At 69.0% G+C, this 23,552-nt stretch carries 23 protein-coding genes; 12 read left to right on the top strand and 11 right to left on the bottom strand.

The annotated features are described in order from the left end of the window. Positions 1-17 precede the first annotated feature (17 nt). On the top strand, positions 18-956 hold the full coding sequence (locus tag AC1DBD_RS03875) for an endonuclease domain-containing protein (protein WP_476893351.1): 939 nt from the start codon (positions 18-20) through the stop codon (positions 954-956). A 61-nt stretch (positions 957-1,017) separates the two neighbouring features. Here the strand turns inward: AC1DBD_RS03875 and AC1DBD_RS03870 are convergent, their stop codons facing one another. After that, positions 1,018-2,475 (bottom strand): MFS transporter, encoded by a 1,458-nt coding sequence (locus tag AC1DBD_RS03870; protein WP_476981474.1) that lies wholly within the window; start codon positions 2,473-2,475, stop codon positions 1,018-1,020. Between the two features lie 198 nt (positions 2,476-2,673). Between AC1DBD_RS03870 and AC1DBD_RS03865 the strand changes: the two genes are divergently transcribed. Both AC1DBD_RS03865 and AC1DBD_RS03860 read left to right on the top strand, forming a co-directional pair. After that, the gene (locus AC1DBD_RS03865) at positions 2,674-3,777 is read left to right on the top strand and encodes an LLM class flavin-dependent oxidoreductase (RefSeq protein WP_175322930.1); all 1,104 of its coding nucleotides are present in this window, start codon (positions 2,674-2,676) and stop codon (positions 3,775-3,777) included. Beyond that, positions 3,777-4,289: a MarR family winged helix-turn-helix transcriptional regulator gene (locus AC1DBD_RS03860; protein ID WP_476893349.1), complete on the top strand. Its 513-nt coding sequence runs from the start codon at positions 3,777-3,779 to the stop codon at positions 4,287-4,289. The genes AC1DBD_RS03865 and AC1DBD_RS03860 overlap by 1 nt, the downstream gene beginning before the upstream one ends. A 48-nt stretch (positions 4,290-4,337) precedes the next feature. Here AC1DBD_RS03860 and AC1DBD_RS03855 read toward each other — a convergent pair whose 3' ends face one another. The 3 genes from AC1DBD_RS03855 to AC1DBD_RS03845 form a co-directional block, all read right to left on the bottom strand. Further along, on the bottom strand, positions 4,338-5,144 hold the full coding sequence (locus AC1DBD_RS03855; RefSeq protein WP_441417412.1) for a transglutaminase-like domain-containing protein: 807 nt from the start codon (positions 5,142-5,144) through the stop codon (positions 4,338-4,340). A gap of 84 nt (positions 5,145-5,228) precedes the next feature. Next, complete coding sequence (locus AC1DBD_RS03850; protein WP_476981473.1) at positions 5,229-6,050, bottom strand: hypothetical protein; 822 nt, start codon at positions 6,048-6,050, stop codon at positions 5,229-5,231. 30 nt (positions 6,051-6,080) lie between these two features. Further along, positions 6,081-7,433, bottom strand: coding sequence for a M20/M25/M40 family metallo-hydrolase (locus tag AC1DBD_RS03845; RefSeq protein ID WP_476981472.1), 1,353 nt, complete (start codon positions 7,431-7,433; stop codon positions 6,081-6,083). Between the two features lie 84 nt (positions 7,434-7,517). Between AC1DBD_RS03845 and AC1DBD_RS03840 the strand changes: the two genes are divergently transcribed. Then, positions 7,518-8,192 (top strand): DUF1684 domain-containing protein, encoded by a 675-nt coding sequence (locus AC1DBD_RS03840; RefSeq protein ID WP_441417409.1) that lies wholly within the window; start codon positions 7,518-7,520, stop codon positions 8,190-8,192. 4 nt (positions 8,193-8,196) lie between these two features. Further along, positions 8,197-8,718: a GtrA family protein gene (locus AC1DBD_RS03835; RefSeq protein ID WP_476917189.1), complete on the top strand. Its 522-nt coding sequence runs from the start codon at positions 8,197-8,199 to the stop codon at positions 8,716-8,718. A 15-nt stretch (positions 8,719-8,733) separates the two neighbouring features. Here the strand turns inward: AC1DBD_RS03835 and AC1DBD_RS03830 are convergent, their stop codons facing one another. The 6 genes from AC1DBD_RS03830 to AC1DBD_RS03805 all read right to left on the bottom strand — a co-directional run bounded on the left by AC1DBD_RS03830 (position 8,734) and on the right by AC1DBD_RS03805 (position 15,336). Continuing rightward, positions 8,734-9,885: a cysteine desulfurase family protein gene (locus AC1DBD_RS03830; protein WP_476981471.1), complete on the bottom strand. Its 1,152-nt coding sequence runs from the start codon at positions 9,883-9,885 to the stop codon at positions 8,734-8,736. Positions 9,886-9,893: 8 nt separating this feature from the next. Next, positions 9,894-10,850 carry a carboxylating nicotinate-nucleotide diphosphorylase gene (nadC, locus tag AC1DBD_RS03825; protein ID WP_441417406.1) on the bottom strand — a complete coding sequence of 319 codons (957 nt, stop codon included), beginning with the start codon at positions 10,848-10,850 and terminating at the stop codon, positions 9,894-9,896. Then, positions 10,847-12,697 carry an L-aspartate oxidase gene (locus AC1DBD_RS03820; RefSeq protein ID WP_476981470.1) on the bottom strand — a complete coding sequence of 617 codons (1,851 nt, stop codon included), beginning with the start codon at positions 12,695-12,697 and terminating at the stop codon, positions 10,847-10,849. The genes nadC and AC1DBD_RS03820 overlap by 4 nt, the downstream gene beginning before the upstream one ends. After that, positions 12,694-13,992 (bottom strand): quinolinate synthase NadA, encoded by a 1,299-nt coding sequence (gene nadA, locus AC1DBD_RS03815; protein WP_476926323.1) that lies wholly within the window; start codon positions 13,990-13,992, stop codon positions 12,694-12,696. The genes AC1DBD_RS03820 and nadA overlap by 4 nt, the downstream gene beginning before the upstream one ends. Continuing rightward, entirely contained in the window at positions 13,989-14,717 is a 729-nt protein-coding gene (locus AC1DBD_RS03810) for an NUDIX hydrolase (protein ID WP_441417403.1), read from the bottom strand. Before AC1DBD_RS03810 ends, nadA begins: the two co-directional genes overlap by 4 nt. A gap of 145 nt (positions 14,718-14,862) precedes the next feature. Then, on the bottom strand, positions 14,863-15,336 hold the full coding sequence (locus AC1DBD_RS03805; protein WP_441417402.1) for an Lrp/AsnC family transcriptional regulator: 474 nt from the start codon (positions 15,334-15,336) through the stop codon (positions 14,863-14,865). Positions 15,337-15,509: 173 nt separating this feature from the next. Between AC1DBD_RS03805 and AC1DBD_RS03800 the strand changes: the two genes are divergently transcribed. From AC1DBD_RS03800 to AC1DBD_RS03770, 7 genes are all read left to right on the top strand, one after another. Then, positions 15,510-16,886: an amino acid permease gene (locus tag AC1DBD_RS03800; RefSeq protein ID WP_476981469.1), complete on the top strand. Its 1,377-nt coding sequence runs from the start codon at positions 15,510-15,512 to the stop codon at positions 16,884-16,886. A 118-nt stretch (positions 16,887-17,004) separates the two neighbouring features. Further along, a complete protein-coding gene (locus AC1DBD_RS03795) occupies positions 17,005-17,415 on the top strand; it encodes a YciI family protein (protein ID WP_476926321.1) in 411 nt (136 codons plus the stop codon). A gap of 6 nt (positions 17,416-17,421) precedes the next feature. Further along, positions 17,422-18,612 carry an RNA polymerase sigma factor gene (locus tag AC1DBD_RS03790; protein WP_476981468.1) on the top strand — a complete coding sequence of 397 codons (1,191 nt, stop codon included), beginning with the start codon at positions 17,422-17,424 and terminating at the stop codon, positions 18,610-18,612. A 115-nt stretch (positions 18,613-18,727) separates the two neighbouring features. After that, the gene (locus AC1DBD_RS03785; RefSeq protein ID WP_476981467.1) at positions 18,728-19,765 is read left to right on the top strand and encodes a thiamine pyrophosphate-dependent enzyme; all 1,038 of its coding nucleotides are present in this window, start codon (positions 18,728-18,730) and stop codon (positions 19,763-19,765) included. Continuing rightward, entirely contained in the window at positions 19,758-20,813 is a 1,056-nt protein-coding gene (locus AC1DBD_RS03780; protein ID WP_476908608.1) for an alpha-ketoacid dehydrogenase subunit beta, read from the top strand. Before AC1DBD_RS03785 ends, AC1DBD_RS03780 begins: the two co-directional genes overlap by 8 nt. Further along, positions 20,806-21,135 carry a biotin/lipoyl-containing protein gene (locus AC1DBD_RS03775; protein WP_018775751.1) on the top strand — a complete coding sequence of 110 codons (330 nt, stop codon included), beginning with the start codon at positions 20,806-20,808 and terminating at the stop codon, positions 21,133-21,135. Before AC1DBD_RS03780 ends, AC1DBD_RS03775 begins: the two co-directional genes overlap by 8 nt. A 4-nt stretch (positions 21,136-21,139) precedes the next feature. Beyond that, positions 21,140-21,967: an alpha/beta fold hydrolase gene (locus AC1DBD_RS03770; protein ID WP_476981466.1), complete on the top strand. Its 828-nt coding sequence runs from the start codon at positions 21,140-21,142 to the stop codon at positions 21,965-21,967. A 90-nt stretch (positions 21,968-22,057) separates the two neighbouring features. Here the strand turns inward: AC1DBD_RS03770 and AC1DBD_RS03765 are convergent, their stop codons facing one another. Further along, the gene (locus AC1DBD_RS03765) at positions 22,058-23,392 is read right to left on the bottom strand and encodes an MFS transporter (RefSeq protein ID WP_441417395.1); all 1,335 of its coding nucleotides are present in this window, start codon (positions 23,390-23,392) and stop codon (positions 22,058-22,060) included. Positions 23,393-23,552: the final 160 nt, after the last annotated feature.

Here is a 23,552-nt window from a genome sequence, read left to right as displayed (position 1 = left end):
TTCGCCAGCATGGGGCCATGAAGACGCCGCAGCCCCTGCCGGACCCGGTTGCCCGTGCGCCCTTCACCTTCCAGGAGGCGCTCGACGCCGGGGTCAGCTACCGCCGGCTCCGGCACCGCGGGCTAGCATCGCCGAGCCGTGGCATCCGGATTCCTTGCGCCGCGGAAACGCCGCCCGACCTGGAGCCGCTGGTACGGCCCTTCACCCGGATTACGGAATTCACGGCCGCCTCGCACGCCACGGCATTCCGGCTCTGGGAGATGCCTGGATTCCTACCGGGGGCGGATGATCCGGGCATCCACCTGTCGCGGCCTGACTCCATGGCCATCCCCCGGCGGACTGGCGTGATCGGCCACGTCGGTCAGTTCTTCCCCGATGAGATCGTGAGTATCGGCGGACTCCTCGTGACGACGCGGGTCCGTACCTGGCTCGATGTGTCCCGGTTGATGGGGGTGGACGAACTCACCGTGGTGGCCGACCATCTGATCCGTGTGCCGCGGGCTGACCTGGAGGGCCGCAGTGATCCCCACGCCAGCATCGCGGACCTGGCCGAGATGCTGGACCGGCACAAGGGCACTCCCGGAATCCGGAAGGCCCGGCTCGCCTTGGAGCAGGCCCGGGTCGGCGCGGACTCGGCTCCAGAGACCCGGCTGCGCCTTGCACTGACGCGGGCCGGTCTGCCCGAACCCGAGGTGAACCCGCGCACGGAGTTGCTCAACGGCGTCGTGCGTCAACCCGATCTGGCGTATCCGGAATTTCTGGTGGCGGTGGAATACGAAGGCGACGGGCACTCCGAGGCCTGGCAGGTGATCCGGGACATCACCCGCGAGGAAGACTTCAGCCGGGGCGGCTGGACACTGGTCCGGTTGTCCAAACGCCACATGGCCAACGACGCCCGCTCTGCGGTGTCGAAGGTCCGCGCCGCGCTCCTGGACCGGGGCTGGAGGCCGCGTTGACCTTCCCAACTGGCTGGCAGTTGTTGTCGTTTTGGGCCCTCAAAACGACAACAGCTGCGAGCTAGTTGGGGGCGGAAGCCGATTCGGCGGTGTGTGCGGGGGCGGGGTCCGGGTCGGAGAATGCCAGCTTGGGTACCAGCATCAGGGCTGCGGCCGCAGCCAGTCCGGTGACCCCGCAGATGGTCCACACCGTGAGGTAGCCCGCCAGCGGCGCCGCGGTCTGCCCGGCGGCGGCAGAACCAGCGTCGGCCAGCACGTGGTCGAGCAGTGCAATGCCGAACACCGCCGACGCGAAGGCCCCGCCGATGGTCTTGGTCGTGTTGGTCAGGCCCGTGGCCATCGCCGTCCGGTTCAGCGGCGCCGCAGCGGCCGCCGCCGAGGGCAGCGCCGCCACGAGCGCCCCGGAGCCGACGCCGGCCACCGCCATGTTGACCAGGGCCTCGGCCAGGCTGCCGTGGAAGGGCAGGAAGAGCAGGTAGCCCAGCCCCACCAAGGTCGCCGCGCCCACCAGGGTCCAGCGCGGGGTCAGCCGGCGCGTCACCACGGGGTACAGCAAAGCCCCCACCAGCAACGCCAGCACGTACACGCCGATGATGATCGAGACCTGGCCGGCGCGCAGCCCCAGCCCGTAGCCGTGTAGTGCAGGATCGGTCCGGGCGAAGGTGGAAAGCGGGGCCTGGGCGCCCAGCACGGATACCCCGAACAGCCCCGCGGTCAGCTGCACCGGCCACATGGACTTGGACCGCAGCATCCGGATATCCACCAGCGGATCCCCGCGGCCCAGCTCGACGCGGGTGAACGGAACGAAGACCAGCAGGCCGGCCGCGACCAGCGCCCAGGCCCACCAGGCCCCGGGGCCGCCCAGCCGCATGAAGGTCAGTCCGGACGTGATCAGCAGGAGCCCGACGGCGAGCAACGCGAAGCCGCGGGTATCCACCCGGCCGCCGCTGCGCTCGGTGGATTCCGGCACCCCGAAGCGGATCGCGAACCAGCACGCCGTCACTGCCAGGGCAGGAAGCATCAGCACCAACTGCAGTTGCCCTGCGAAGGCTTCCACGAGGGCACCGGCCGCGAGGGCACCGGCGATGACGCCGAATTCCAGCGCGCCGACAAGGGCCCCGGCCGCGCGGCGGGTGCGGGCGGCGCCGTCGGGCAGCCCGTGCACCCGGCTGAAGACGAGGGCGATTTCCAGCGGCAGCCAGACCACATAGAAGCCCTGCAGCGACCACGCCGCGAGGAACGTCCAGAAATCCGGCGCCAGCGCCACGCCCCAAGAAGCGGCGGCGGTGAGCACGGTGGAGACGAGCAGGATCCTGCGATGTCCGTACAGGTCTCCCAGTTTCGCGAGCACCGGCACGGCCAGGGCACTGACCGTCAGCTGGGCGGCCTCGAACCAGTTGACGTCGGCGTCGTGGATCCCCAGGTGCCGGGCGATGTCGGTGAGGATGGGGGTGTAGTAGCCCTGCAGGATTCCGCTGGTGAGTTCCACCAGGCACAGAAAAGCGACAACGCGGCGCATGGCGCGACCTTCCGGGCGGGCTGGGCATCTGGCGGCCAGCCGATTGATTGCATCCTAGGGCCGGGCCCCGCGCGCTCCCCGCAGGACGTGGAATATCCCGGCGTGGCGGACGTTATAGAGGGTGATAGATGCAAATGCATGTAAATCGGTTATAGTAGAAACAGCTCCCGGAAGTCTCCGGTCACGGAAAGGCACATCATGCAGATCGGCGTATTCAGCGTCAGCGATATCACCACCGACCCCACCACGGGGCGCACCCCCACGGAACACGAGCGCATCAAGGCCTCGGTTGCGATCGCCAAGAAGGTCGAAGAAATCGGCATGGATGTCTACGCCATCGGCGAGCACCACAACCGGCCGTTCTTCTCCTCCTCCCCCACCACCACGCTCGCCTACATCGCGGCGCAGACCGAGCGGATCATCCTCTCCACGGCCACCACGCTGATCACCACCAATGACCCGGTGAAGATCGCCGAGGACTTCGCGATGCTCCAGCACCTCGCCGACGGCCGGGTGGACCTGGTCCTGGGCCGCGGCAACACCGCCCCGGTCTACCCCTGGTTCGGCAAGAACATCCAGGACGGGATCGAACTCGCGATCGAGAACTACTCCCTGCTGCGCCGGCTCTGGGATGAGGACACGGTCAACTGGTCCGGCAAGCACCGCACCCCGCTGCAGAACTTCACGTCCACGCCGCGCCCGCTCGATGGCGTTGCTCCCTTCGTCTGGCACGGCTCCATCCGCACGCCGCAGATCGCTGAGGTGGCGGCGTACTACGGCGACGGCTTCTTTGCCAACAACATCTTCTGGCCCAAGGAGCACTACCAGCAGCTGATCGGCCTCTACCGCGAACGCTACGAGCACTACGGCCACGGCAAGGCGGACCAGGCGATTGTGGGTCTCGGCGGCCAGTTCTTCATGCGGAAGAACTCGCAGGACGCCGTGAAGGAGTTCCGCCCGTACTTCGACAACGCCCCCGTCTACGGCCACGGCCCCTCGCTCGAAGACTTCACCTCGCAGACCCCGCTGACGGTCGGCAGCCCGCAGGAAGTCATCGAGAAGACCCTGACCTTCCGCGAGTACTTCGGCGACTACCAGCGCCAGCTGTTCCTGATCGACCACGCCGGCCTGCCGTTGAAGACCGTCCTGGAGCAACTGGACCTGTTCGGCGAGGAAGTCCTGCCGGTGCTCCGCAAGGAATACGCCGAGAAGACTCCGGCCCACGTTCCCGAGCCGCCCACCCACGCCGGTCGCGTGGCCGCCTCGCTGGCGGCCCGTGAGGCCGCCCCGCAGGACGCCTGATGTCCGCCAAGGCTGCGCCGGCGGAAGCCGGCCGGGCCGGGGCACCGGCGGAGCCGGGCACCAGCCCGGCCTCCCCGGTGCGGCTCGCCGCGCAGACCTGGGAGTCCCTGTTCCGGGCCCAGGTCGCGGTGATGCGCCGGCTGCAGGCAGGACCTGCCTTCAAGTCCCTGGCCCTCAACGAGTACGACGTGCTGTTCACGCTCTCACGCTGCCCGTCCGGCTGGCTCCGCCAGAATGAGCTCAACGACCATGTGCTGCTGAGCCAGTCGAGCCTGAGCCGGCTGGTGGAGCGGCTGGAAAAGCGCGGCCTCGTGGAGCGCAGGCCCGCCCCCGACGACGGCCGCGGCGTCCTCATCCGGCTCACCGAAGCCGGGCGGGAACTGCAAAAGGCGATCGGGCGGGAGCATGTCCGCGACATCGCCTCCCTGGTGGGCCCGGCGCTCACCGCCGAGGAACAGCGCGAGCTGCTGCGCCTGACGGAGAAGCTGCGGGCCTCGGTGGCGTCGCGCTAGCTGTCCTGCTCCGCCGTCGGCCCCTGGGCGAGCCCAGCGGAACGGCTGCTAGCGGATGGCGAGCAGCGCCGCCGGGTCCTCGACCGGCAGCTCGCCGGTGACGGTGGCGGTGACCTTCAGTTCCTTCAGCAGGAGGCTGCCGCCCACCGTGGACAGGAAGGCCGTGTCCGAGGAGTCCCGGCCGGCCGTAATCCGGAGCATGCTCTCCCGCGGCGCCAGGCCGGTCGGATCGATGACGTGCCAGGCGCCGTTGACGTGGGCTTCGGCCACGGCATGGAAATCCATCGGGCTCAGCCCCGGAGCATAGACCGCGGCCAGCCGCGCCGGGACGTTCTTGGACCGCAGCAGCGAGATGGCCAGGTGGGCAAAGTCCCGGCAAACACCGCGCCGGTGCAGCAGGGTCTCGACGGCGCCGTCCGTCCCACGCGAGGACCCGCTGACATAGCGCAGTTCGCTGAAGACCCAGTTCCGCACGGCGTGCAGGAGCTCCCCGCCGTCGAGGCCGCCAAACTCGGCGTACGCCGTCGGGAGGAGCCGGTCGGATTCGGCGTAGCGGCTGGGCCGGACGTAGCGGATGAGCTCCATCAGTCCGGGTTCCTCCGGAACGGCGGATCCGGTGACGGTGGCGCCATACTCCACCAGCACCTCGGTGGGTTCGGCGAACTCCATGTAGTGGAAGCGACCGCCGTGGTGGTCCGAGAGCTCGGTCAGGGGCACGTCTTCGCCTCCGGCCGTCACGGACAGCGACTCCTCGAATCCGCTGTAGCCCGGGTTGCGGGCTACAGCGACCGCCATCGCGACCTTGGTATCGGCCACGGTCTTGAAGGCCAGGCGTGCGGACACGATGCGTTCCATGAATCTCCGGAGGGTGCGAGCGAAGCCGCTGGATTGTCAGCGGGAGGGCAATGTCCCCGGGCCGCCATGGTGCCGGCGGGGGGACTAGTTTTTGATCTTCAGCGACATTAGCATCCGCTGGACATTGGCGAATTCCGAGCCCTCGTTGACGTATTTGTCCGCCTCGCCCAGAGTGTCAAAGGACTGGGCCGGGGCGACTTTCTGGTCCGGAGCGAACGCCTTGAGCTCAAGCAGGTCGCCGAAGGAGTAATCGCCCTTGCCTTCGGGGCCGCGCACGACGTTCCGCAGGGCGCAGGCTTTGCCGCCCGCCCCGCCGACCACGTTGGTGATGCCGTACGAGCCGAAGTACTTGTAGCCCTGGATCACGCGGAACACCACATGCGGGTCGATGGTTCCTTCCCCGCCGAGGTGCGGCAGTTCCACCGGAACGCTGCTGACCACCACGTACGGCTTGGCCGTCCCCGGCTTGCAGACGGCCGCAGCCTGCGACCGGAGTCCGGTCTGCAGCGTGGCCAGGTACCGGCCGTCCGCGTCCTTGACCTCGATCTTGAGCGCCCCCGGCAGTGAGCCCTGCGCCGGGGTGACGGACTGGGCAATCCACTCCTGCGGCAGGTCGAAACTCACGTTCTTGCCGGGATCGGAGTACGTTTTCCAGGCCGCCGCCGTGGCACCAGCCGTCGCGGAGGCGGTTGCGGTACCAGAGGCGCCCGCGGAGGCCGAGCCGCCTGACGCGGCGGCCGGGGACGACGCACCGGTGGAGGAAGCCGCCGTCGAGCCGGCACCCGGGCTCCCTGCCGTCCAGGCCGGCGTGCCCTTGCCTTCGCTGCTGCAACCGGCGAGCGCCCCGGCGGTGAGCGCCAGCGCGGCGGCTATCCGGAGTCCGCGGGTAAGAACCGTGCCAGTCATGCTGCCAGCGTAGCCGGGCACCCGCGCGGTTCAGAGCCTCCGGAGCAGCGTTTCGTAGAAGCGGACGCCGTGGCCCAGGGTCTCGAGCGAGATTTTTTCGTCGGCGGCGTGGATCGAGCCGCGGTCCGCGGCGTCCATCGCGAAGGGCGCGAACCGGTACACGGAGTCGCAGATCGCGGTGAAACGGCGCGAGTCCGTGCCACCCATCATGATGTACGGCGTGATGATCGTCTCCGGGAAGGTCTCTGAGATGCAGTCCTCCAGCAGCTGCCACTGCGGACCGGTGGAGGCGGACACCGGCGTGGGCTCGTTGCCCTCCACTACCCGCAGTTCCACCTTCGGATCCCGGATGACTTTCCGCAGCCGCTCCACGGTTCCGGCCACGGTATCTCCCACGGCCACCCGGATGTTGGCGTTCGCCTTGGCCGTGGCGGCGAGCACGTTGGCGCCCGCGCTACCTTCCAGGGTGGTGATGGCCACGGTGGTCCGGGTCATCGCGTTGGTTTCGTTCCCCAGCCGGCCGAAGAGCCACGTCATCGGGACCCTGAGCAGGGACAGGTTCGCGAAAGCTACCCGCAGCGGGGCCGGGGCGTGCGGTCCGAAGCGCCGGAGCATCTCCGCGGTCACCTCCGGGAGTCGCTGCGGGAAGGGATTTTGCTCGATCCGGGTGATCGCCCGCGCCAGCCGCGCTGTCGCTCCCATCCGGGGCGGCGTCGAGGCGTGTCCCCCCGGATCCCGAGTCAGCAGCTCCACGTCCAGGATCCCCTTTTCGGCCACGCCGACGACGGCGGCCGGCCGGCTCACGCCGGGGAACGCCCCGCCCGCCACGGCTCCGCCCTCGTCCAGCACAAGCCAGGGCCGCACCCCACGGCCGGCCAGCAGCTCCACGGCCGCTGCGGCACTGTCTCCGGCAGTCTCCTCGTTGTTGCCGAAGGAGAAGTAGACGTCGTGCGCCGGGGCAAAACCCTCGCCCAGCAGGGCCTCCGCGGCCTCCAGGATGGCGACCAGCTGGCCCTTGTCGTCCAGCGTGCCGCGGCCCCAGAGATGGGTTGCGTCGCTGTGGCCGGAGAACGGCGGATGGGTCCACGCCTGTTCGTCCCCCGCCGGCACAACGTCGTAGTGGGCCATCAGCACCGTAGGGCGGCTGCCAGGATCCTCCGAGGTACCGGGCCAGCGGAACAGCAGGGCCGCCCCGTTGACGCGTTCCACCTCGAGGGCTGCGTGGACCGAGGGGTAGAGCCGGGGCAGGGCCGCCAAGAAGGCCTCGAACTCTTCGGCGTCCACCTCTGCCGGAACCCGGGAGGAGACGGTGCGGAACCGGACGAGTTCGGCCAGCGAGGCGGCGGCGCGGTTGGCGGACCCGGCGGGGGCGGAGTTGTGCATGCGCGAAGTCTACGGGCCCCCAGCGGCGCTCCGAGGGCACGGCCCGCCGCGTTTCCGGCGGCGAAACAAGGCTAGGCTGGGGGGATGGCTGAACAGCATTTTGATGGAGCGGACGTTGACGGCCCGGACGGCGTCTCGCGAATGTCCGCCGTCGACATCGCGGACTGGCGGCTTCGGACCTTTGCGCTCTACGCCGCCGTGCGTAAGATCGCCGCGGATAACCCGGCCGAAGCCCACTCCTACTGGCGGCAGGAGCGCGACCGGATGTTCGGCACGCACCCCGCCTCGCCGCTGACCGACGACGCCAAGGCGAACTTCGGCGGCCTGAAGACCGCGGACTACGATCCGATCTATCGCTTCCACGTCCCCATCACGAAAGAAGGCGCCGGACGGGAGATGAACGTCGAAACCGGTACCGACGGCCTCGTTCGTTTTGTCCGGCTGGGTACCTTCGACCTGCCGGAGATGGGCCAGCTCGCCGTCTGGAAGCTCAACGGCTACGGCGGCGGCATCTTCGTGCCGTTCCGCGACGCCACCGCCGGCCAGCCCGGCGGCAGCTACGGCGCGGGCCGCTACCTGCTGGACACCATCAAGGGCGCCTTCCACGGCGTGACGGGCTCGGGGCCGGACGCCGAGTTCGTGCTGGACTTCAACTTCGCTTACAACCCGTCCTGCGCCTACAACGAGGCGTGGGCCTGCCCGCTGGCCGGGCCGTCGAACCGCCTCGCCGTGGACATCCCGGTCGGCGAGCTGTACTAGACGGATGGAGTCGCAGCTACAACAAGCGCAGCCCTCCCGGCAGTACCCGCCGGACACCACCGCGGCCTCCCCAACTTCTTCCCCCTCTGCTTCACCGCGCCGCCGCCACCGGGGCGTGCTCCGCTATCCGTTGGTCCGCCAGCTGCTGCGCTTCACCGGCGTCGGCGTCGTTTGCACCGTGTCTTCGCTGGCACTGTATGCCTTCCTGCGGCCGTGGATCGGGCCCCAGCCGGCCAACGCGGCCGCGTTGATCCTCACGTCACTGATGAACACCGCGCTGAACCGGCGACTGACGTTCAAGATCACCGAGCGCCACCGGATGAAGCGCGACCATCTCAACGGGCTGATCGTAATCGCCGTCGCCCTGCTGATCACGGGCGGCAGCCTCGGCATCCTCCACTGGATCAACCCGGACGCCACCGTGGCCGACGAGCTCTGGACCACCACCCTGTCCGGCTTCCTGGCCACGGCCGTAAGGTTCACGATGCTGCGGCACTGGATCTTCCGCCGCGCCCGGCACCGCTAGCATCCAGCGGGCCGCCTAGCCGAGGGCGCGGATGCTGCCGACGGCGGTGCGCACCGCGGCTGCTGCTTCCCGCAGCTCGGTGGCGGTAATGGACGAATCGAAGCTGAAGCGCACGGCGGTCTGGGCCACTTCGGCGCTGATTCCCATCGCCAGCAACACGGGCGACGGCTCGTCGGAGCCCGCGGCGCAGGCCGAACCGCTGGAGCAGACCACACCCTGCCGCTCGAGTTCCAGCAGCACAGACTCGCCGCTGGTTCCCGGGAAGCAGAACGAGGCCACCGAGGGCAGCCGCTCGACCGGATGGCCGGTCAGCACGGCGCCGGGCACTCCGGCCAGGACGCCGCCGATGAAGTCATCACGCAGGGCAGCAACCCGCGAGGAGACTTCCTGCTGCGAGGTCCCGGCCAGGCTCAGCGCCGTTGCGAGGGCCACCGCGCCGGCAACGTTCTCGGTGCCCGAGCGGCGGCCGCGTTCCTGGCCGCCACCGTGGACCAGCGGTTCCAGCCGGGTCCGGCCGCGCACGAACAAAGCTCCGCAGCCCTTCGGGGCGCCCAGCTTGTGGCCGGAAATGCTCAGGGCATCGACGCCCAGGCCACGAGTGTCGAGCGGCAGCCAGCCCGCGGCCTGCACGGCGTCGCTGTGGAACGGGATGCCGCGACCGCGGGCCAGTGCAGCCAGCCGGGCTACGGGCTGGATGGTCCCGACCTCGTTGTTGGCGTACATGACGCTGGCGAGCGCGGTTTCCGGCCGGAGCACGGCCGCGAACGCTTCCTCGGTCACCTGCCCGTAGCGGTCCACCGGGACCACGTCGACCGCGAAGCCGTGGACACGTTCGAGGTACCTGGCGGATTCCTCCACCGCGGGATGTTCGACGGCGCTGATCGCCACCCGGTCCAGGCGCGGGTCCGCAGCGCGGCGGGCCAGGGCGATGCCCTTGACGGCGAGGTTGTCCGCTTCCGTGCCGCCGGAGGTGAAGACGACCTCGCCGGTCCGGCAGCCCAGGGCCTTGGCCGTCGTTTCCCGGGCTCCCGCGAGCGCCGCGGCGGCGGCTTCGCCGAGCGAATGGTGGCTTGAGGGGTTGCCGAACTCGCCGCTGAGGTACGGCCACATGGCCTCGAGCACCTCGCGGCGGACCGGCGTGGTGGCGGCGGCATCCAGGAAGATCACGGCATTCCTCAGTCGAGCGCCGGCCCGGCGGCCTGGGCCATAGCCCCGGCGGCAGGTTCCAATTCGATGTCGAGGCCCAGGTCCAGGGCGGTGACACTGTGGGTGAGCGCACCGATCGAGATGACGTCCACCCCGGTGGCGGCGATGCCGGCCACGGTCGCGAGGCTGACGTTGCCGCTGGCCTCGACCCGTGCCCGCCCCGCGACGAGTTCGACGCCGTCGGCGAGTTCGATCAGTGAGAAGTTGTCCAGCATGATGGTGTCCACGCCGGCGGCCAGCACGGGCTCGATCTGCTCCATGCTGTCCACCTCCACCTCGAAATGCGTGGTGTGCCCCAGCCGCGCCTTGGCGTCGCGCAGCACCGCGGTGAGCTTTGCCGGGTCACCACCGGTGAGCACCGCCAGGTGGTTGTCCTTGGCCAGGACCGCGTCCGAGAGGCTGAAGCGGTGGTTTGCTCCGCCGCCGCAGCGCACCGCGTAGCGCTCCAGCACGCGAAGCCCCGGCGTCGTCTTCCGGGTGTCGGTGATCCGCGCACGGGTGCCGGCAACCAACGCGACGAACTCCGCGGTCCGGGTAGCGATCGCGCTCATCCGCTGCACCAGGTTCAGCGCCACCCGTTCGGCCAGCAGCACGCCGCGGGCGTTGCCGGTCACCCTGGCCAGCGCCGCGCCGGCCTCGAAGGCATCGCCGTCGGCCACGAGCAGTTCGACGACGGCGGCCGGGTCCGCCAGCTTCATCGCCGCGGCGAACACCTCCCCGCCGCTGAGCACCCCCGGCACCCGGGCTGCCAGCACCGCAGTGGCGCGGGCGTCGGCGGGGATGAGGGTCTGCGAGGTGATGTCGCCGTACGGGGAGTCCTCCTGCAGGGCGGCGCGCAGCACGGCCTCCACGGCGGCCGCGGGGAGGGTGCCGGCGAGGGCAGTCACCGGGAGGGCGCCCGGTCGGGCTGTGGCGGGTGCTGTCATGACGAAATCCTTTGTTTCGGGCGGGATGCGGCGGCATACCGGTGGCCGTGGGTTAGGGCGGCCGGGGCGGAACGGGCCGGGGCTGCGAGCATTGCGGGGACGACGGCGTCGCCGTCACGGGAGGCGGGGTCTGCGTCCGCCCGGAAGTGGGCGCCCACCGAGCCGGTCCTGGCCCGCGCGGCTTCCACCAGCAGGCGTGCGGCCAGCAGCAGATTCCGATCCTCGTGCCCGGACTGATCCAGGCCCGCGTCCGTCACCCTCTCGGGCCGGACCACGCCAGCCCAGGCAGCAAGCTGCGCAGCCGCAGCATCGAGGTCAGCCCCCGTACGCAGCACCCCGGCAGCCGCAGTCATCAACCGCCCCAAAGCCTCCCGACAAAACACCCCGGGACCAGGCCCAGACCCGGTTTTCACAACACCCTCGTGCAAGCCGGCCGGGCGATACTCCCGGGCGGCACCCGGGGCCGGCTGCCCACCGTCGTTCGACGGTGTTCCGGAAGCGTGCGTCAAGGCGAGGCCGCCCGCGGCCGAGACAGCACGCGGAGGAACGGCGTCGTACGACGCCCAAGCTGACGCACAGCCATGTCCCGCACCAAGGAAGTCCTCCACGGCCCGTCGCCCGAACACCAGCCCTTCGAGCAGCGAATTGCTGGCAAGCCGGTTGGCGCCCTGGGCCCCCGTGCACGCGACCTCCCCTGCAGCGTAGAGCCCCGGTACCGAGGTGCGCCCGCGCAGGTCGGTGGCGACCCCGCCCATCCAGTAGTGCGCCGCCGGGGACACGGGCAGCGGTTCGGCGGTCCAGTCGTACCCGGCGGCGCGTGTCGCTGCCGTGATGGAGGGGAACCGCCGGGCCAGGAAGCCCGGCCCGCGGCTGGCTTCAATTCCCCGGGCATCCAGGTAGACCGGGCTGTCCGCCGGGAGCCCGGCGGCCGCAAGGTGCAGCGCGATACTGCGGGAGACGACGTCGCGCGGGGCCAGCTCCGCGTCCGGGTGGTAGTCGGGCATGAAGCGGTAGCCGGCGGCATCCAGCAGCACGGCACCCTCGCCGCGCACCGCCTCCGAGATCAGCAGCGCGGGCGGCCCGCCCGGCACCTCGGCTGCGGCCAGCGTGGTCGGGTGGAATTGGAAGAACTCCAGATCGCGGACCGCGGCCCCCGCGCGCCAGGCCAGGGCGAGGCCGTCGGCGGTGGCGACGGATGGGTTGCTGGTGCGGGCGAACAGCCGCCCGGCGCCGCCGGTGGCGAGCAGCACGGCGTCGGCGTCGAGTCGCTTCGGCTCCGCGCCGGCCAGGTAGGCGACACCGGTGACGGCGCCCGGATTTGCTCCTGACGGACCGCCGCCCTCGGTGAGGAGCTCGGTCACCAAGGCGCCGGTTTCGACCCGGACTCCACCCTGGACGGCGCGCTCGAGCACAGCGGCCACGAGCGCACGCGCGATGCGGGCCCCGGTCGCATCGCCGCCGGCGTGAAGGATGCGGGCGGCCGAATGCGCAGCCTCGAGCCCCAGCGCCGGGCCGCCGTCGGCACGGACGTCGAAGTCCACACCGAAGCGGCGCAGCCCGGCGATGTCCCGGACGGCCTCCGTGCACAGGATCCGCACCGCCTCGGGATTGTTCAGCCCGGCCCCGGCGGCGAGGGTATCGGCGATATGCGCCGCCACGGAGTCACCCGGTGCGGCCTCCCCCGGCGCCAGCACGGCGGACACGCCGCCCTGGGCGTAAAAGGTGTTGCTCTCCTCGAGCGCGCCCTTGGTCAGGAGCACCACCTCAGAGGCGTACGCTTCCGAGGCGAGCAGCGCCGCGTACAGCCCGGCGATCCCGCTGCCGACGACGATGAGCCGCCTGGTCACGGCCGGGCCGCCAGCATGCGTTCGAGCGCCACGCGGGCCGGAGCCGCGACGTCGTCCGCCACCGTGATGCGGTTGACCACCTCGCCGCGGACCAGGGACTCCAGCACCCAGGCCAGGTAGCCCGGGTGGATGCGGTACATGGTGGAGCAGGGGCAGATCACCGGGTCCAGGCAGAAAATGGTGTGCTGCGGGTTTTCGGCGGCCAGCCGGTTGACCAGGTTGATCTCGGTGCCGACCGCGAAGACGGTGGGCTCGGTGGCGGCGGCAATGGCCTTGCGGATGAAGTCGGTGGATCCGGCAGCATCGGCAGCGTCGACCACCTCCATGGGGCACTCCGGGTGCACAATGACCTGCACGCCCGGGAACTCGGCGCGCGCCTTCTCGATCTGGGCCACGTTGAAGCGCTTGTGGACGGAGCAGAAGCCGTGCCAGAGGATCACGCGGGAATCCTGCAGGGACTGTTCGTCGTTGCCGCCGAGCTCCTTGCGCGGATTCCACATCGGCATCTGCTCCAGCGGCACACCCATGGCCTTGGCGGTGTTGCGGCCCAGGTGCTGGTCCGGGAAGAACAGCACGCGCTGGCCCCGCTCGAACGCCCACTCCAGCACGGTGGCGGCGTTCGAGGAAGTGCAGACAATGCCGCCGTGCTCGCCGCAAAAGCCCTTGAGCGCTGCCGAGGAGTTCATGTAGGTGACCGGGATGACGGGCACCCGGCCGTCGGCGTCGGGGTCGGTGCCGAACAGCTCCTCCAGCTGTTCCCAGCACTCGGTGACCGAGTCGATGTCCGCCATGTCCGCCATCGAGCAGCCCGCGGCGAGGTTGGGCAGGATCACGGCCTGCTCCGGCCGGGACAGGATGTCCGCGGTTTCGGCCATGAAGTGCACACCGCAGAAAATGATCGCCTCGGCGTCGGGCCGGGTCAGGGCCGCATTGGCGAGCTGGAAGGAGTCGCCCACGAAGTCGGCGTATTCCACCACCTCGTCGCGCTGGTAGAAGTGCCCCAGGATGACGGCCCGGTCCCCCAGCGCTGCCTTGGCGGCCCTGATGCGGGCGTCCAGTTCGGCGTCGCCGGCCAGGCGGTACTCCTCCGGGAGCTGGCCCTGGCGGGGGGTGGACGGCGGGGCCACGTCGGCCACAGAAGCTCCGGGGCCGTAGGCGGGCACACCGGCAAGGGCCTCGGCGAGGTCGTAGTCCCAGGGACCCCGGGCGAGCGCGGGGCTGCAGGTGGACCCCGCGGTGCTGCCTTCAGCCTGTTCGCGCGTGATCAGCTGGATCGCCGTGTTGACGCTGCTCATGGTGTGCTCCTGTTGTCTGGATCGAGGCCTGGGCGGCCGGTAAAGCGGTAGAGGCGGGGCGGGCGGTGCTTGCCGCCTTGGAGGTATTCGTCGGTTTCTTCGATTTCGGGGGCGGCTTTGATCTGGCGGCGGAAGTTGGCCGGATCCAGCTCGCGGTCCAGGACTGCCTCATAGACTTCCCGGACCTGGGCGAGGGTGAAGTACTCGCCCAGCAGGTGGTAGGCGATGGAGCCGTAGGCCATCTTGTTCCGCAGCCGCCAGAGCGCGTACTCGATGATGGTGTTGTGGTCGAACGCCAGTTCGCCGAGCCGGTCGGCCCGGAACCAGCGGACGTTTTCGGATTCGTCCGCGAGCGCGGCCTCGGTCGGCTGGACCAGGGCCCAGTAGACGATCGAGACCACCCGCTGGGTGGGCGAGCGGTGCAGGCCGCCAAAGGCGTAAAGCTGCTCGAGGTAGCTTGGCGCCAGTCCGGTGGTTTCGCGCAGGTTCCGGGAGGCGGCGTCCTGCAGCGACTCAGCATGCGTCAGCGGCCCGCCCGGCAGCGCCCACAGCCCCTTGAATGGCTCCCTGATCCGGCGCACCAGCGGGATCCACAGCGTGGGGCGGCCCGAGCGCTCACTCGGGCGCAAGGCGAAGATTACCGTGGAGATGGCCAGCGACGGCGGCGCGAGCTGGCGCTCCGAGACGTTGGCTGGAGAGGTGTAGACGGTGATCAACCCCCGCATTCCGGGGTCCGGACCGGTCCCGTGGAGACTGCCCGGACGGTTCCGGCCCTACCGCCGGAATAGTTATAGTCAAAGTGACTAGAACTAATTCTACGACGACGCCGGTCCGGCGCAAAATGTTGCGGTCCCCGGGCTGGCCGCGCGGCTACTCCCGCTGCGCGGCGGCTTCCAGCAGCGGCAGGGTCCGGCCCTCGAAGTGGGTGTTGAGCACGATCACCGAGGAGGAACGGAGCACGGTCCGGGTGGCGATCATCGCGTCCAGCACCCGCTGCAGGTCCGGGTTGGAGCGGGCCGCAATCCGGGCCATCAGGTCCGAGCTGCCGGACACGGTGTGGATCTCGATCAGCTCCGGAATGCGCGCCAGGGCCTCCACGACGGCGTCATGGCCCAGGTCCTGGTTGATGGTCAGGGAGCAGAAGGCGACCACCGGGTAGCCGAAGCGGGCGGGATCCGGTTGCGGCACCCAGGAGCCGATGACGCCGCTGTCCTGCATCCGGTCCAGCCGCGACTGCACGGTGGCCCGGGCGACCTTCAGCACCCGGGACGCCTCCAGCACGGAGGCCCGAGGGGCGTCCGTGAAGAATCGGACAATCTTGGCGTCCAGCGGGTCCACGTTCACGTCAGTTTCCTTGCCTGCAGGGATTCAACCGCACAAATCGTCGTGATTCGGGGCGGCTATTCAACAAACTGCAACCATGCTCTCACGCCGCCCGCGCGCGAGGGCACCCCGGGGACGGTAAATTCGAATGGTCCCAAAAGGACGCATCCACCACCGTAAGAAGGTTCGCCAGCATGACAACGAAGTCCACCGCGGAGCGCCCGGCCGTGAAGCTCGGCCACAGCATGAAGCCCCGCCAGCTCACCATGATGGGACTCGGCAGCGCCATCGGCGCCGGCTTGTTCCTCGGATCGGGGGCCGGAATCCAGGCCGCCGGCCCGGCCGTCCTGATCTCCTACCTGGTCGCGGGCACCCTGATCATCATCGTGATGTGGGCCCTCGGCGAGATGGCCGCCGCAAACCCGAACAGCGGCGCGTTCTCCGTCTACGCCGAGAAAGCCATGGGAAAGACCGCCGGCGCCACCGTGGGCTGGCTCTGGTGGCTGCAGCTCGTCGTCGTCATCGCAGCCGAGGCGCTCGGTGCGGCCGGGCTGCTCTTCACGATCTGGCCCGTTGTTCCGGTGTGGGGACTCGCCCTGATCTTCATGGCCGTCTTCACGGCCATCAACCTCGCCGGGGTAAAGAACTTCGGCGAGTTCGAATTCTGGTTCGCGATCCTCAAGGTCGCCGCCATCCTGCTGTTCCTGGCCATCGGCGCCGCCCTGCTGTTCGGCTGGCTGCCGGAGGTTGCCAGCCCGGGACTGAGCAACATCACCTCCAACTTCGCCCCGGCGGGCCTGGGCGGAATCGCGGCGGCCTTGTTCGTGGTCATCTTCGCCTTCGGCGGCACGGAAATCGTCAGCGTCGCCGCGGCAGAGACGGAGAACCCCGAACGCAGCGTGGGCCACGCGATCCGCACCGTCGTCTGGCGCATCCTGGTGTTCTACATCGGCTCCGTGTTCGTCATCGCCGCCGTGCTGCCTTCGACGTCGGCAGCACTGAAGTCGCCGTTCGCGGGCGTCCTGGACCTGGCCCGCATCCCCGGCGCCGGCGCGGCAATCACCCTGGTCGCCGTCGTCGCCCTGCTCTCGGCCCTCAACGCGAACCTTTACGGCGCCTCCCGGATGGCCTACTCGCTGTCCGTGCGCGGCGAAGCTCCCGCCTTCCTTTCGCGGCTCAACACGGCCCGGGTCCCGGTCATCGCCGTCAGCATCTCGGTGGCCTTCGGCTTCCTGGCCGCCGTGCTCGAACTGCTGTTCCCGGAAAAGATCCTCCCGGCGCTCTTCCAGCTGGTGGGCTCGACCTGCCTCGTGGTGTGGGGCTCCGCCCTGGTATCCCAGCTGATCCTGCGGCGCCGGGCGGACCGTGCGGGCACCGCCCTTCCGCTGCGCATGAAGGGCTTCCCGGGGCTCACGGTGTTCGGTCTGGTTCTCCTGGCCCTGATCTTCGCCGTCGGCTTCAGCAGCCCGGAGAGCAGCAAACAGCTCTTCAGCACCATGGCGCTGATCGCCGGCATCGCCGCCGCCTGCTGGATCGGCGCCCGGCTCGGCCGTGCACGCCGCGCCGACTGAGGCTCCCCGCTGCAGCCTTTCGGGACTAAATTTGGGGATGCATGTCGAGAAGTCTTGACCGGCTCCGCTCACTAAGTGGAAGACCACGACAGGCGTGGCCCCAAAATAGGAGATCATCATGCCGAAGTATCTGCTCCTCAAGCATTACCGCGGCGGCCCCGTGCCGCACCGTCCAGTGCCCCCGATGGACCAGTGGGCCCCGGCGGACGTAGAGGCACATATGGCTTTCCTCAGGCGGGTCAGCGAGGTGCTTGAGGAGAACGGCGAGTACGTCGATGCGCAGGCGCTCACCCCTGAGCGCACCTGGGTTCGCTACGGAGGCCCGGGCGCCGCACCCGTCACCACAGATGGCCCGCTTCCTGAGACCAGCGATCTGGTTGCCGGATGGTACATGATCGACGTCGATTCACGCGAACGGGCAGTCGAACTCGCGGCCTTCGTCTCCTCCGAGCCGGGCCCGGGCGGCGAGCCCCTCTACGAGTGGATCGACATCCGTGAAGTCATGTCCGGGGCACCCTCGCACGACTAACCGGGCGTGATCATCGATCCGATGCGAACACTGGACGAGGGCACCCTGCGTGCCCTCGTCCGGCGGGTGCTCGCAGGTCTGGTCCGGCGAGGCGAGGACTTCGACGAAGCTGAGGATGCGGTCCAGGAGGCGCTGCTCGAAGCGCTGCGCGTCTGGCCGGAACACCCACCGCGCGAACCGCATGCCTGGCTGACCACTGTCGCCATCCGCCGGCTTGTCGACGCCCGACGCAGCCAGGCAGCCCGTCACAGACGAGAAGAGGCCACTCGCGACGAGCCGCAGTCCCCTCTGACAGACGAGGGCGATGACACGCTCTTTCTACTTTTCTGCTGCTGCCACCGTAGCCTTGCACCTGCCTCCCAAGTGGCTCTGACCCTCCGCGCTGTCTGCGGCCTCACTACCCGCGAGATCGCCGACGCCTTCTTCGTTCCGGAAGCGACAATGGCGCAACGGATCAGCCGCGCCAAGCGCTCCCTGCAGGGGCGCCGCCTGGACCAGCCCGGCGACCTCAGCGTCGTACTGCATGTGCTCTACCTGGTCTACACGCGCGGCCACGCTGGCCGCCTCGACCTGGCACAGGAAGCCATCCGACTCGCTCGCCAGCTCACCCTCGTGACTGAAGAACCGGAGGCGCGCGGGTTGCTGGCCCTCATGCTCCTCAACCACGCTCGGCTCCCGGCACGGCTCGATCCCGAGGGCCGGATTGTCACCCTCGACCGGCAGGACCGCGGCCTGTGGGACGGACGAGAGATCGCGGAGGGCGTTCGCGTCCTGCAATCAGCGCTGGCCGCTCAGCGCTTCGGCAGATACCAGATCGAGGCTGCAATCGCAGCACTTCATGACGATGCCGCGACCGCCGAAGAGACCGATTGGCCGCAAATTCTTGCCTGGTACGACGACCTCGTCGCGCTCACCGACGACCCGGCGCGTCATAACCCGGCCGCAGCACTCGGGCGCGCGGTCGCAGTCGGCCACGTTCACGGCGCATCTGCAGGGCTGCAAGAGACCTACCTGCTACGGGACGTGATCGGCGAGCGGCACCGCTGGCATGCAGTCCTGGGCTATCTGCACGAGTTGGGCGGCTGTTTCTCCGCCGCTGCTGCCGCCTACGCCGAAGCTGCCCGCCGGGCGACGAACGTCGCCGAACGCGACCACCTTGTCCGGCAGGCCTCCCGCGCACGGACCAGGGACGAGTAATTACACTGTACAAACTGCCAAGCGGGATGAGGCCGGGAACGGCAGCTTTTGACAGAATGGTCAGTGTTACCTGAGCTGATTGCCTAGAGCTCGGCCCGTGACTAGGGTCACAGGCATGGACACACTCCCCCTCGCGGTTACCGGCGACGACGCCGGTCCCCTCACCCCCGCCCAGCTGCGCGAGCTCTACTCGCTGATGGTCGCGGTCCGGCACCTCGACACCTCCGCGATCGCCTGGCAGCGGCAGGGCATCATCCCCGGCTACGCCCCGGAGCTCGGCCAGGAGGCTGCCCAGGTGGGCAGCGGCTACGCCGTCGACACCAGCCGCGACTTCGTCTTCCCCACCTACCGCGAGATGGGCGTCGCCCGGACCATGGGCGTGGACATGGTGGGCTACATGTCCACCCACAAGGCCACCTGGCACGGCGGCCTGTACGACCCGATGGAGTCCCGGCTCGCCCCGATCCAGGCCGTCGTCGCCGGATCCGTGCTGCACGCGGTCGGCTGGGCCCACGGCCAGACCCTGGACCAAAAGGACGGCGTGGCGCTGACGTACTTCGGCGACGGAGCCTCATCGCAGGGCGACGTCCACGAGGCGATGAACTTCGCCGCCGTGATGAAGGCACCCGTGGTCTTTTTCGTGCAGAACAACGGCTGGGCCATCTCGGTCCCCACCGACCGCCAGGTGGCCGGCGGCTCCGTCGCCGCACGCGCGGCCGGCTACGGCATGCCGGCGCTGCAGATCGACGGCAACGACGTCGTCGCCGTCGTCGAGGCGACCCGCCGCGCCTTCGCGCACGCCCGCTCCGGCAACGGCCCCGTGCTGATCGAGGCGATGACCTACCGTCGCGGGCCGCACTCGACCTCCGATGACCCGGGCCGCTACCGCTCCCTTGACGAGGAGCGCGACGGCGCCGGCGAGGATCCGCTGGAGCGGCTCAAGCAGCGGCTGCTGGCGGACGGATCCGCCGACGCGGCGTTCTTCGCCGAGGCGCTGGCCGCCGCCAAGGCCGAAGAGGAGCAGATCCGGACGGGCATCCAGGCCCTTGGCCCGCGCCCCGGAACCGAAATGTTTGACCTGGTCTTCCAGGAAACCACCCCTGCCCTGCAGGCCCAGGCCGCCAACTGGCGCGAGGAGTCCGAACATGTCTAACTCGATTCTCGAAAACAGTGCCGCTGCAAGCACGAGCGCAGACGCCCCCGCCTCCACCACGGTGATGTCCATGCAGCAGGCGCTCAACCGCGCCCTCGACGAGGTGCTCGCGGAAAACCCCAAGGCTGTGATCTTCGGCGAGGACTGCGGCCGGCTTGGCGGCGTCTTCCGGATCACCGACGGACTGCAGGCCAAGCACGGCGCGCAGCGGGTCTTCGACACCCCGCTGGCGGAGTCCGGCATCCTCGGCATGTCCGTGGGCCTGGCGATGGCCGGCTTCCACCCCATCCCCGAGGTCCAGTTCGACGGCTTCGCCTACCCGGCCATCAACCAGATCGTCTGCCAGATCGCCCGGATGAACTACCGCAGCCGCGGCACCATGCCGATGCCGATCACCCTGCGGGTGCCCAGCTTCGGCGGCATCCGGGCCCCCGAACACCACGGCGAAAGCCTCGAGGCGCTCTTCGCCCACGTGCCCGGGCTCAAGGTGGTTTCGCCGTCGAACCCGCACGAGGCCTACCACCTGCTCAAGTACGCCGCCACGCGGCCGGATCCGGTGATCTTCATGGAGCCGAAGTCCCGCTACTGGCAGAAGGGCGAGGTCGATCCCGGCAACGCCGATCCCTCCGGCGGCGCGCCCGAAGGCGCCAAGGTCATGCGCGAGGGCAGGCACCTGACGCTCGTGGCCTGGGGCGCCATGGTGGCCCGCTGCCTGCAGGTGGCCGAACTCGCCGCCGAGGACGGAATCGACGTCGAGGTCCTGGATCTGCGCTGGCTCAAGCCGATCGACGCCGCGGCGCTGGCCGCCTCCGTGCGCAAGACGCGCCGCGCCGTCGTCGTCCACGAAGCGCCGCTGACCTCCGGGCTGGGCGCCGAGGTGGCGCAGCTGATTACGCAAAGCTGCTTCGACACCCTCAAGGCACCGGTGGAGCGCGTGACCGGCTTCGACGTCCCGTACCCCTCCGGCGACCTCGAAGATGAATACATCCCGAACATTGACCGGATCCTCTTCGGCATCCAGCGAGTATTGGAGTACAAACGTGGCTGAAATTTCCTTCCCGCTGCCGGATCTTGGCGAGGGCCTGATCGAGGCGACCGTGCTGGAATGGCTGGTCTCGCCGGGCGAGCAGGTGGAGCGGAACCAGCCGCTGGTGGAGGTCGAAACCACCAAGTCGGCCGTCGAATTGCCCAGCCCACAGGCAGGTAAGGTAGTGCGTATCTACGGCGGGCCCGGCGACAAGATCAATGTCGGCGAGCCCCTGATCGTGTTCGAGGTGCCGGACAACACCGCCGGCATCGTGGGCACGGTCCCGAAGGAAGAGGCACCGAAGCGCCGGGTTCGCCTGAGCGCCGTACTTGATGAGGACTGACACCATGAGCGGCAGGCACACCGGCGAGCAGCATTCCCACACGGTCGAGGGCACCGACCCCCAGCTTTACGTCGGGGTGCACGATCCGAAGGACGACGCCGGGCTGCGTCCGGTCCTGCTGCTGCACGGCTTCTCCTCCTCCTCCAAGCTCAACTGGGAGGACACCGGCTGGATCACCGCCCTCACCGACGCCGGCCGACGCGTCATCACCGTGGACCTGCCCGGCCACGGCCGCAGCGGCGCCCCGGAGGACCGGGATTCCTACTCCCCCAGCAAGATCCGCGCGGATCTGCTCCAGATTGCGTTCGACGCCGGCGCGCGTCCGCTGCGCGACGGCGATCCGGCCAGCGGCCTGGACGTGATCGGCTACTCGCTGGGGTCCCGGCTGGCCTGGGAATTCGGCGCCACCCAGCACGAACTCGTCCACCGGCTGGTGCTCGGCGGGCCCAACGTGGCGGATCCGCTGGCGGAGTTCGACCTAGTCGCCGCGCAGCGCTACCTGGCGGACGGAACGCCGATCGCGGACGCGTCCACCGCCGGGCTGCTGAAGATGGCGCAACTGCTGCCCAGCAACAACATCTTTGCCCTGCTGTCCCTGATCGAGGCGATCAAGGACGAGCCGTTCGACCCCGCCGAGGCGGTTCCGCAGATGCCGGTGCTGCTGGTGGCCGGGGAGAAGGACGAACGGGCCGCGTCCATGCCAGAACTTGCCGCTCTCGGCGCCAAGGCCGGGGCGATGGTGGAACAGCTCATCCTGCCGGCGCGGAACCACACGAACGCCGTGACCAGCCGGGCCTTCAAGCAGGTTGCCATCAGCTTCCTGGGCGTCTAAGCACTCGCTTAAACAGCAACGCGGGGTCACTTTCGGCCCATCCGGGGGTTCCGGATGGGCCGTAAGTGACCCCGCGTTGTTTTTGGCTGCCTAGTGGTGGCGGCTGACGCCCAGCGGACGGCCGCGGGTTTCCTTGGCCAGGATGACGCCGACGGCGGAGATGACGCAGAGGATCATGATGTAGATGCCGATGGAGCCGGTCCAGTGCGTGCCCTGCAGCAGGGCCTCGGCGATGGTCGCCGCGAAGGCGCCGCCCAGGATGGCGCCGAAGGCGTAGCCGATGGAGATGCCCGAGTAGCGTACGTTCGCCGGGAACATCTCGGCGTACATCGCGGACATCGGGCCGTAGGACAAGCCCAGGCCGATGGTCAGGACGAACAGCGCCGTGCCGTAGAGAACGATGTCCTTGGTGTCGATCAGGGCGAACATCGGGATCATCCAGGCAAAGACGATCCCGTAGCCGATCAGGAAGGTCTTGACGCGGCCAATCTTGTCCGAGAGCCAGCCGCCGACCAGGGTGAAGATGAGCCAGCCGAAGGACGCCAGTGTGGTGGCCAGCAGGATCTGCGGGGTGGGCATCTTCAGCGTCTTGGTGGCGTAGGAGATGAAGAAGGCGATCAGCAGGTAGCCGGCAGCGTTGTTGCCGATGAAGATCATCGTCGAGTAGAGGACAGCCTTCTTGTGCTTGCGGATCAGCTCGCCCAGGGGCGCCCTGCTTTCTTCCTTGCGCTCCTGCATTTCCTTGAAGACCGGGCTCTCAGCCACGGCGCGCCGGATGAGGTAACCGACCACGATCAGGACGATCGAGAGCAGGAACGGCACCCGCCAGCCCCAGCTGCCGAAGTCTTCCTTGGACATCGACGTGTTGAGGAAGTAGAGCAGGCCGGTGGCGAGGATCATGCCCACCGGGACGCCGATCTGCGGGTAGGCGCCAAACAGGCCGCGCTTGCTCATCGGTGCGTGCTCGACGGCCATCAGGGCAGCGCCGCCCCACTCACCGCCGGCGGAGAAGCCCTGGATGATGCGGAGCAGGATCAGGAGAATCGGGGCCCAGACGCCGATCTGCGCATAGGTCGGCAGCATGCCGATCAGTGCCGTCGCGGCGCCCATCATGACCAGGGTGAAGACAAGCATGGCCTTGCGGCCCAGGCGGTCGCCGAGGTGGCCGGCAACGATGGCGCCCAGCGGGCGGAACAGGAAGCTGATGCCGATCAGGGCGAAGGACAGGATCTGCGCCAGGCCCGGGTTGGAGGCATTCAGCGGCGCGAGGAAGAGCGGGGACAGCAGCGTTGCTGTCAGTTGGGCGAAGATGAAGAAGTCGTACCACTCGATCGTGGTACCGACCAGCGTCCCGGCGAGGACCTTGCGTTCCTCATGCTTGCTGCTGGGGCCCGTCTCTGAATCGACGGTTGAAGTTGCGGTCATTGGAACTCCGTTGCTGGGGGCAGAGGTGCTGCCCGGGTGGGTGCAAGTGAAAAACTAAATGCCTACAGAATTACTGATCGAACGGTCAGTTAGTAACTGTGATACTACTATGAAATGTGTGATCAGGCACACATTTCCGCCAAAAAGCTTCGCCGCCCCG

Source organism: Arthrobacter sp. 10T419 (assembly GCF_056394105.1).
The sequence above is the reverse complement of the archived record's forward strand: the minus strand, read 5'-3'. Positions and strand labels throughout refer to the sequence as shown.

What these genes read in the sequence shown, in the direction of transcription:
- AC1DBD_RS03785 (WP_476981467.1), top strand. Translation starts at nt 18,728, where the DNA reads ATGGACACACTCCCCCTCGCGGTTACCGGCGACGACGCCGGTCCCCTC.
- AC1DBD_RS03765 (WP_441417395.1), bottom strand. Translation starts at nt 23,392, where the DNA reads ATGACCGCAACTTCAACCGTCGATTCAGAGACGGGCCCCAGCAGCAAG.
- AC1DBD_RS03810 (WP_441417403.1), bottom strand. Translation starts at nt 14,717, where the DNA reads ATGCGGGGGTTGATCACCGTCTACACCTCTCCAGCCAACGTCTCGGAG.
- AC1DBD_RS03875 (WP_476893351.1), top strand. Translation starts at nt 18, where the DNA reads ATGAAGACGCCGCAGCCCCTGCCGGACCCGGTTGCCCGTGCGCCCTTC.
- AC1DBD_RS03840 (WP_441417409.1), top strand. Translation starts at nt 7,518, where the DNA reads ATGGCTGAACAGCATTTTGATGGAGCGGACGTTGACGGCCCGGACGGC.
- AC1DBD_RS03865 (WP_175322930.1), top strand. Translation starts at nt 2,674, where the DNA reads ATGCAGATCGGCGTATTCAGCGTCAGCGATATCACCACCGACCCCACC.
- AC1DBD_RS03855 (WP_441417412.1), bottom strand. Translation starts at nt 5,144, where the DNA reads ATGGAACGCATCGTGTCCGCACGCCTGGCCTTCAAGACCGTGGCCGAT.
- AC1DBD_RS03780 (WP_476908608.1), top strand. Translation starts at nt 19,758, where the DNA reads ATGTCTAACTCGATTCTCGAAAACAGTGCCGCTGCAAGCACGAGCGCA.
- AC1DBD_RS03800 (WP_476981469.1), top strand. Translation starts at nt 15,510, where the DNA reads ATGACAACGAAGTCCACCGCGGAGCGCCCGGCCGTGAAGCTCGGCCAC.
- AC1DBD_RS03835 (WP_476917189.1), top strand. Translation starts at nt 8,197, where the DNA reads ATGGAGTCGCAGCTACAACAAGCGCAGCCCTCCCGGCAGTACCCGCCG.
- nadA (WP_476926323.1), bottom strand. Translation starts at nt 13,992, where the DNA reads ATGAGCAGCGTCAACACGGCGATCCAGCTGATCACGCGCGAACAGGCT.
- AC1DBD_RS03845 (WP_476981472.1), bottom strand. Translation starts at nt 7,433, where the DNA reads ATGCACAACTCCGCCCCCGCCGGGTCCGCCAACCGCGCCGCCGCCTCG.
- AC1DBD_RS03770 (WP_476981466.1), top strand. Translation starts at nt 21,140, where the DNA reads ATGAGCGGCAGGCACACCGGCGAGCAGCATTCCCACACGGTCGAGGGC.
- AC1DBD_RS03860 (WP_476893349.1), top strand. Translation starts at nt 3,777, where the DNA reads ATGTCCGCCAAGGCTGCGCCGGCGGAAGCCGGCCGGGCCGGGGCACCG.
- AC1DBD_RS03870 (WP_476981474.1), bottom strand. Translation starts at nt 2,475, where the DNA reads ATGCGCCGCGTTGTCGCTTTTCTGTGCCTGGTGGAACTCACCAGCGGA.
- nadC (WP_441417406.1), bottom strand. Translation starts at nt 10,850, where the DNA reads ATGACAGCACCCGCCACAGCCCGACCGGGCGCCCTCCCGGTGACTGCC.
- AC1DBD_RS03795 (WP_476926321.1), top strand. Translation starts at nt 17,005, where the DNA reads ATGCCGAAGTATCTGCTCCTCAAGCATTACCGCGGCGGCCCCGTGCCG.
- AC1DBD_RS03850 (WP_476981473.1), bottom strand. Translation starts at nt 6,050, where the DNA reads ATGACTGGCACGGTTCTTACCCGCGGACTCCGGATAGCCGCCGCGCTG.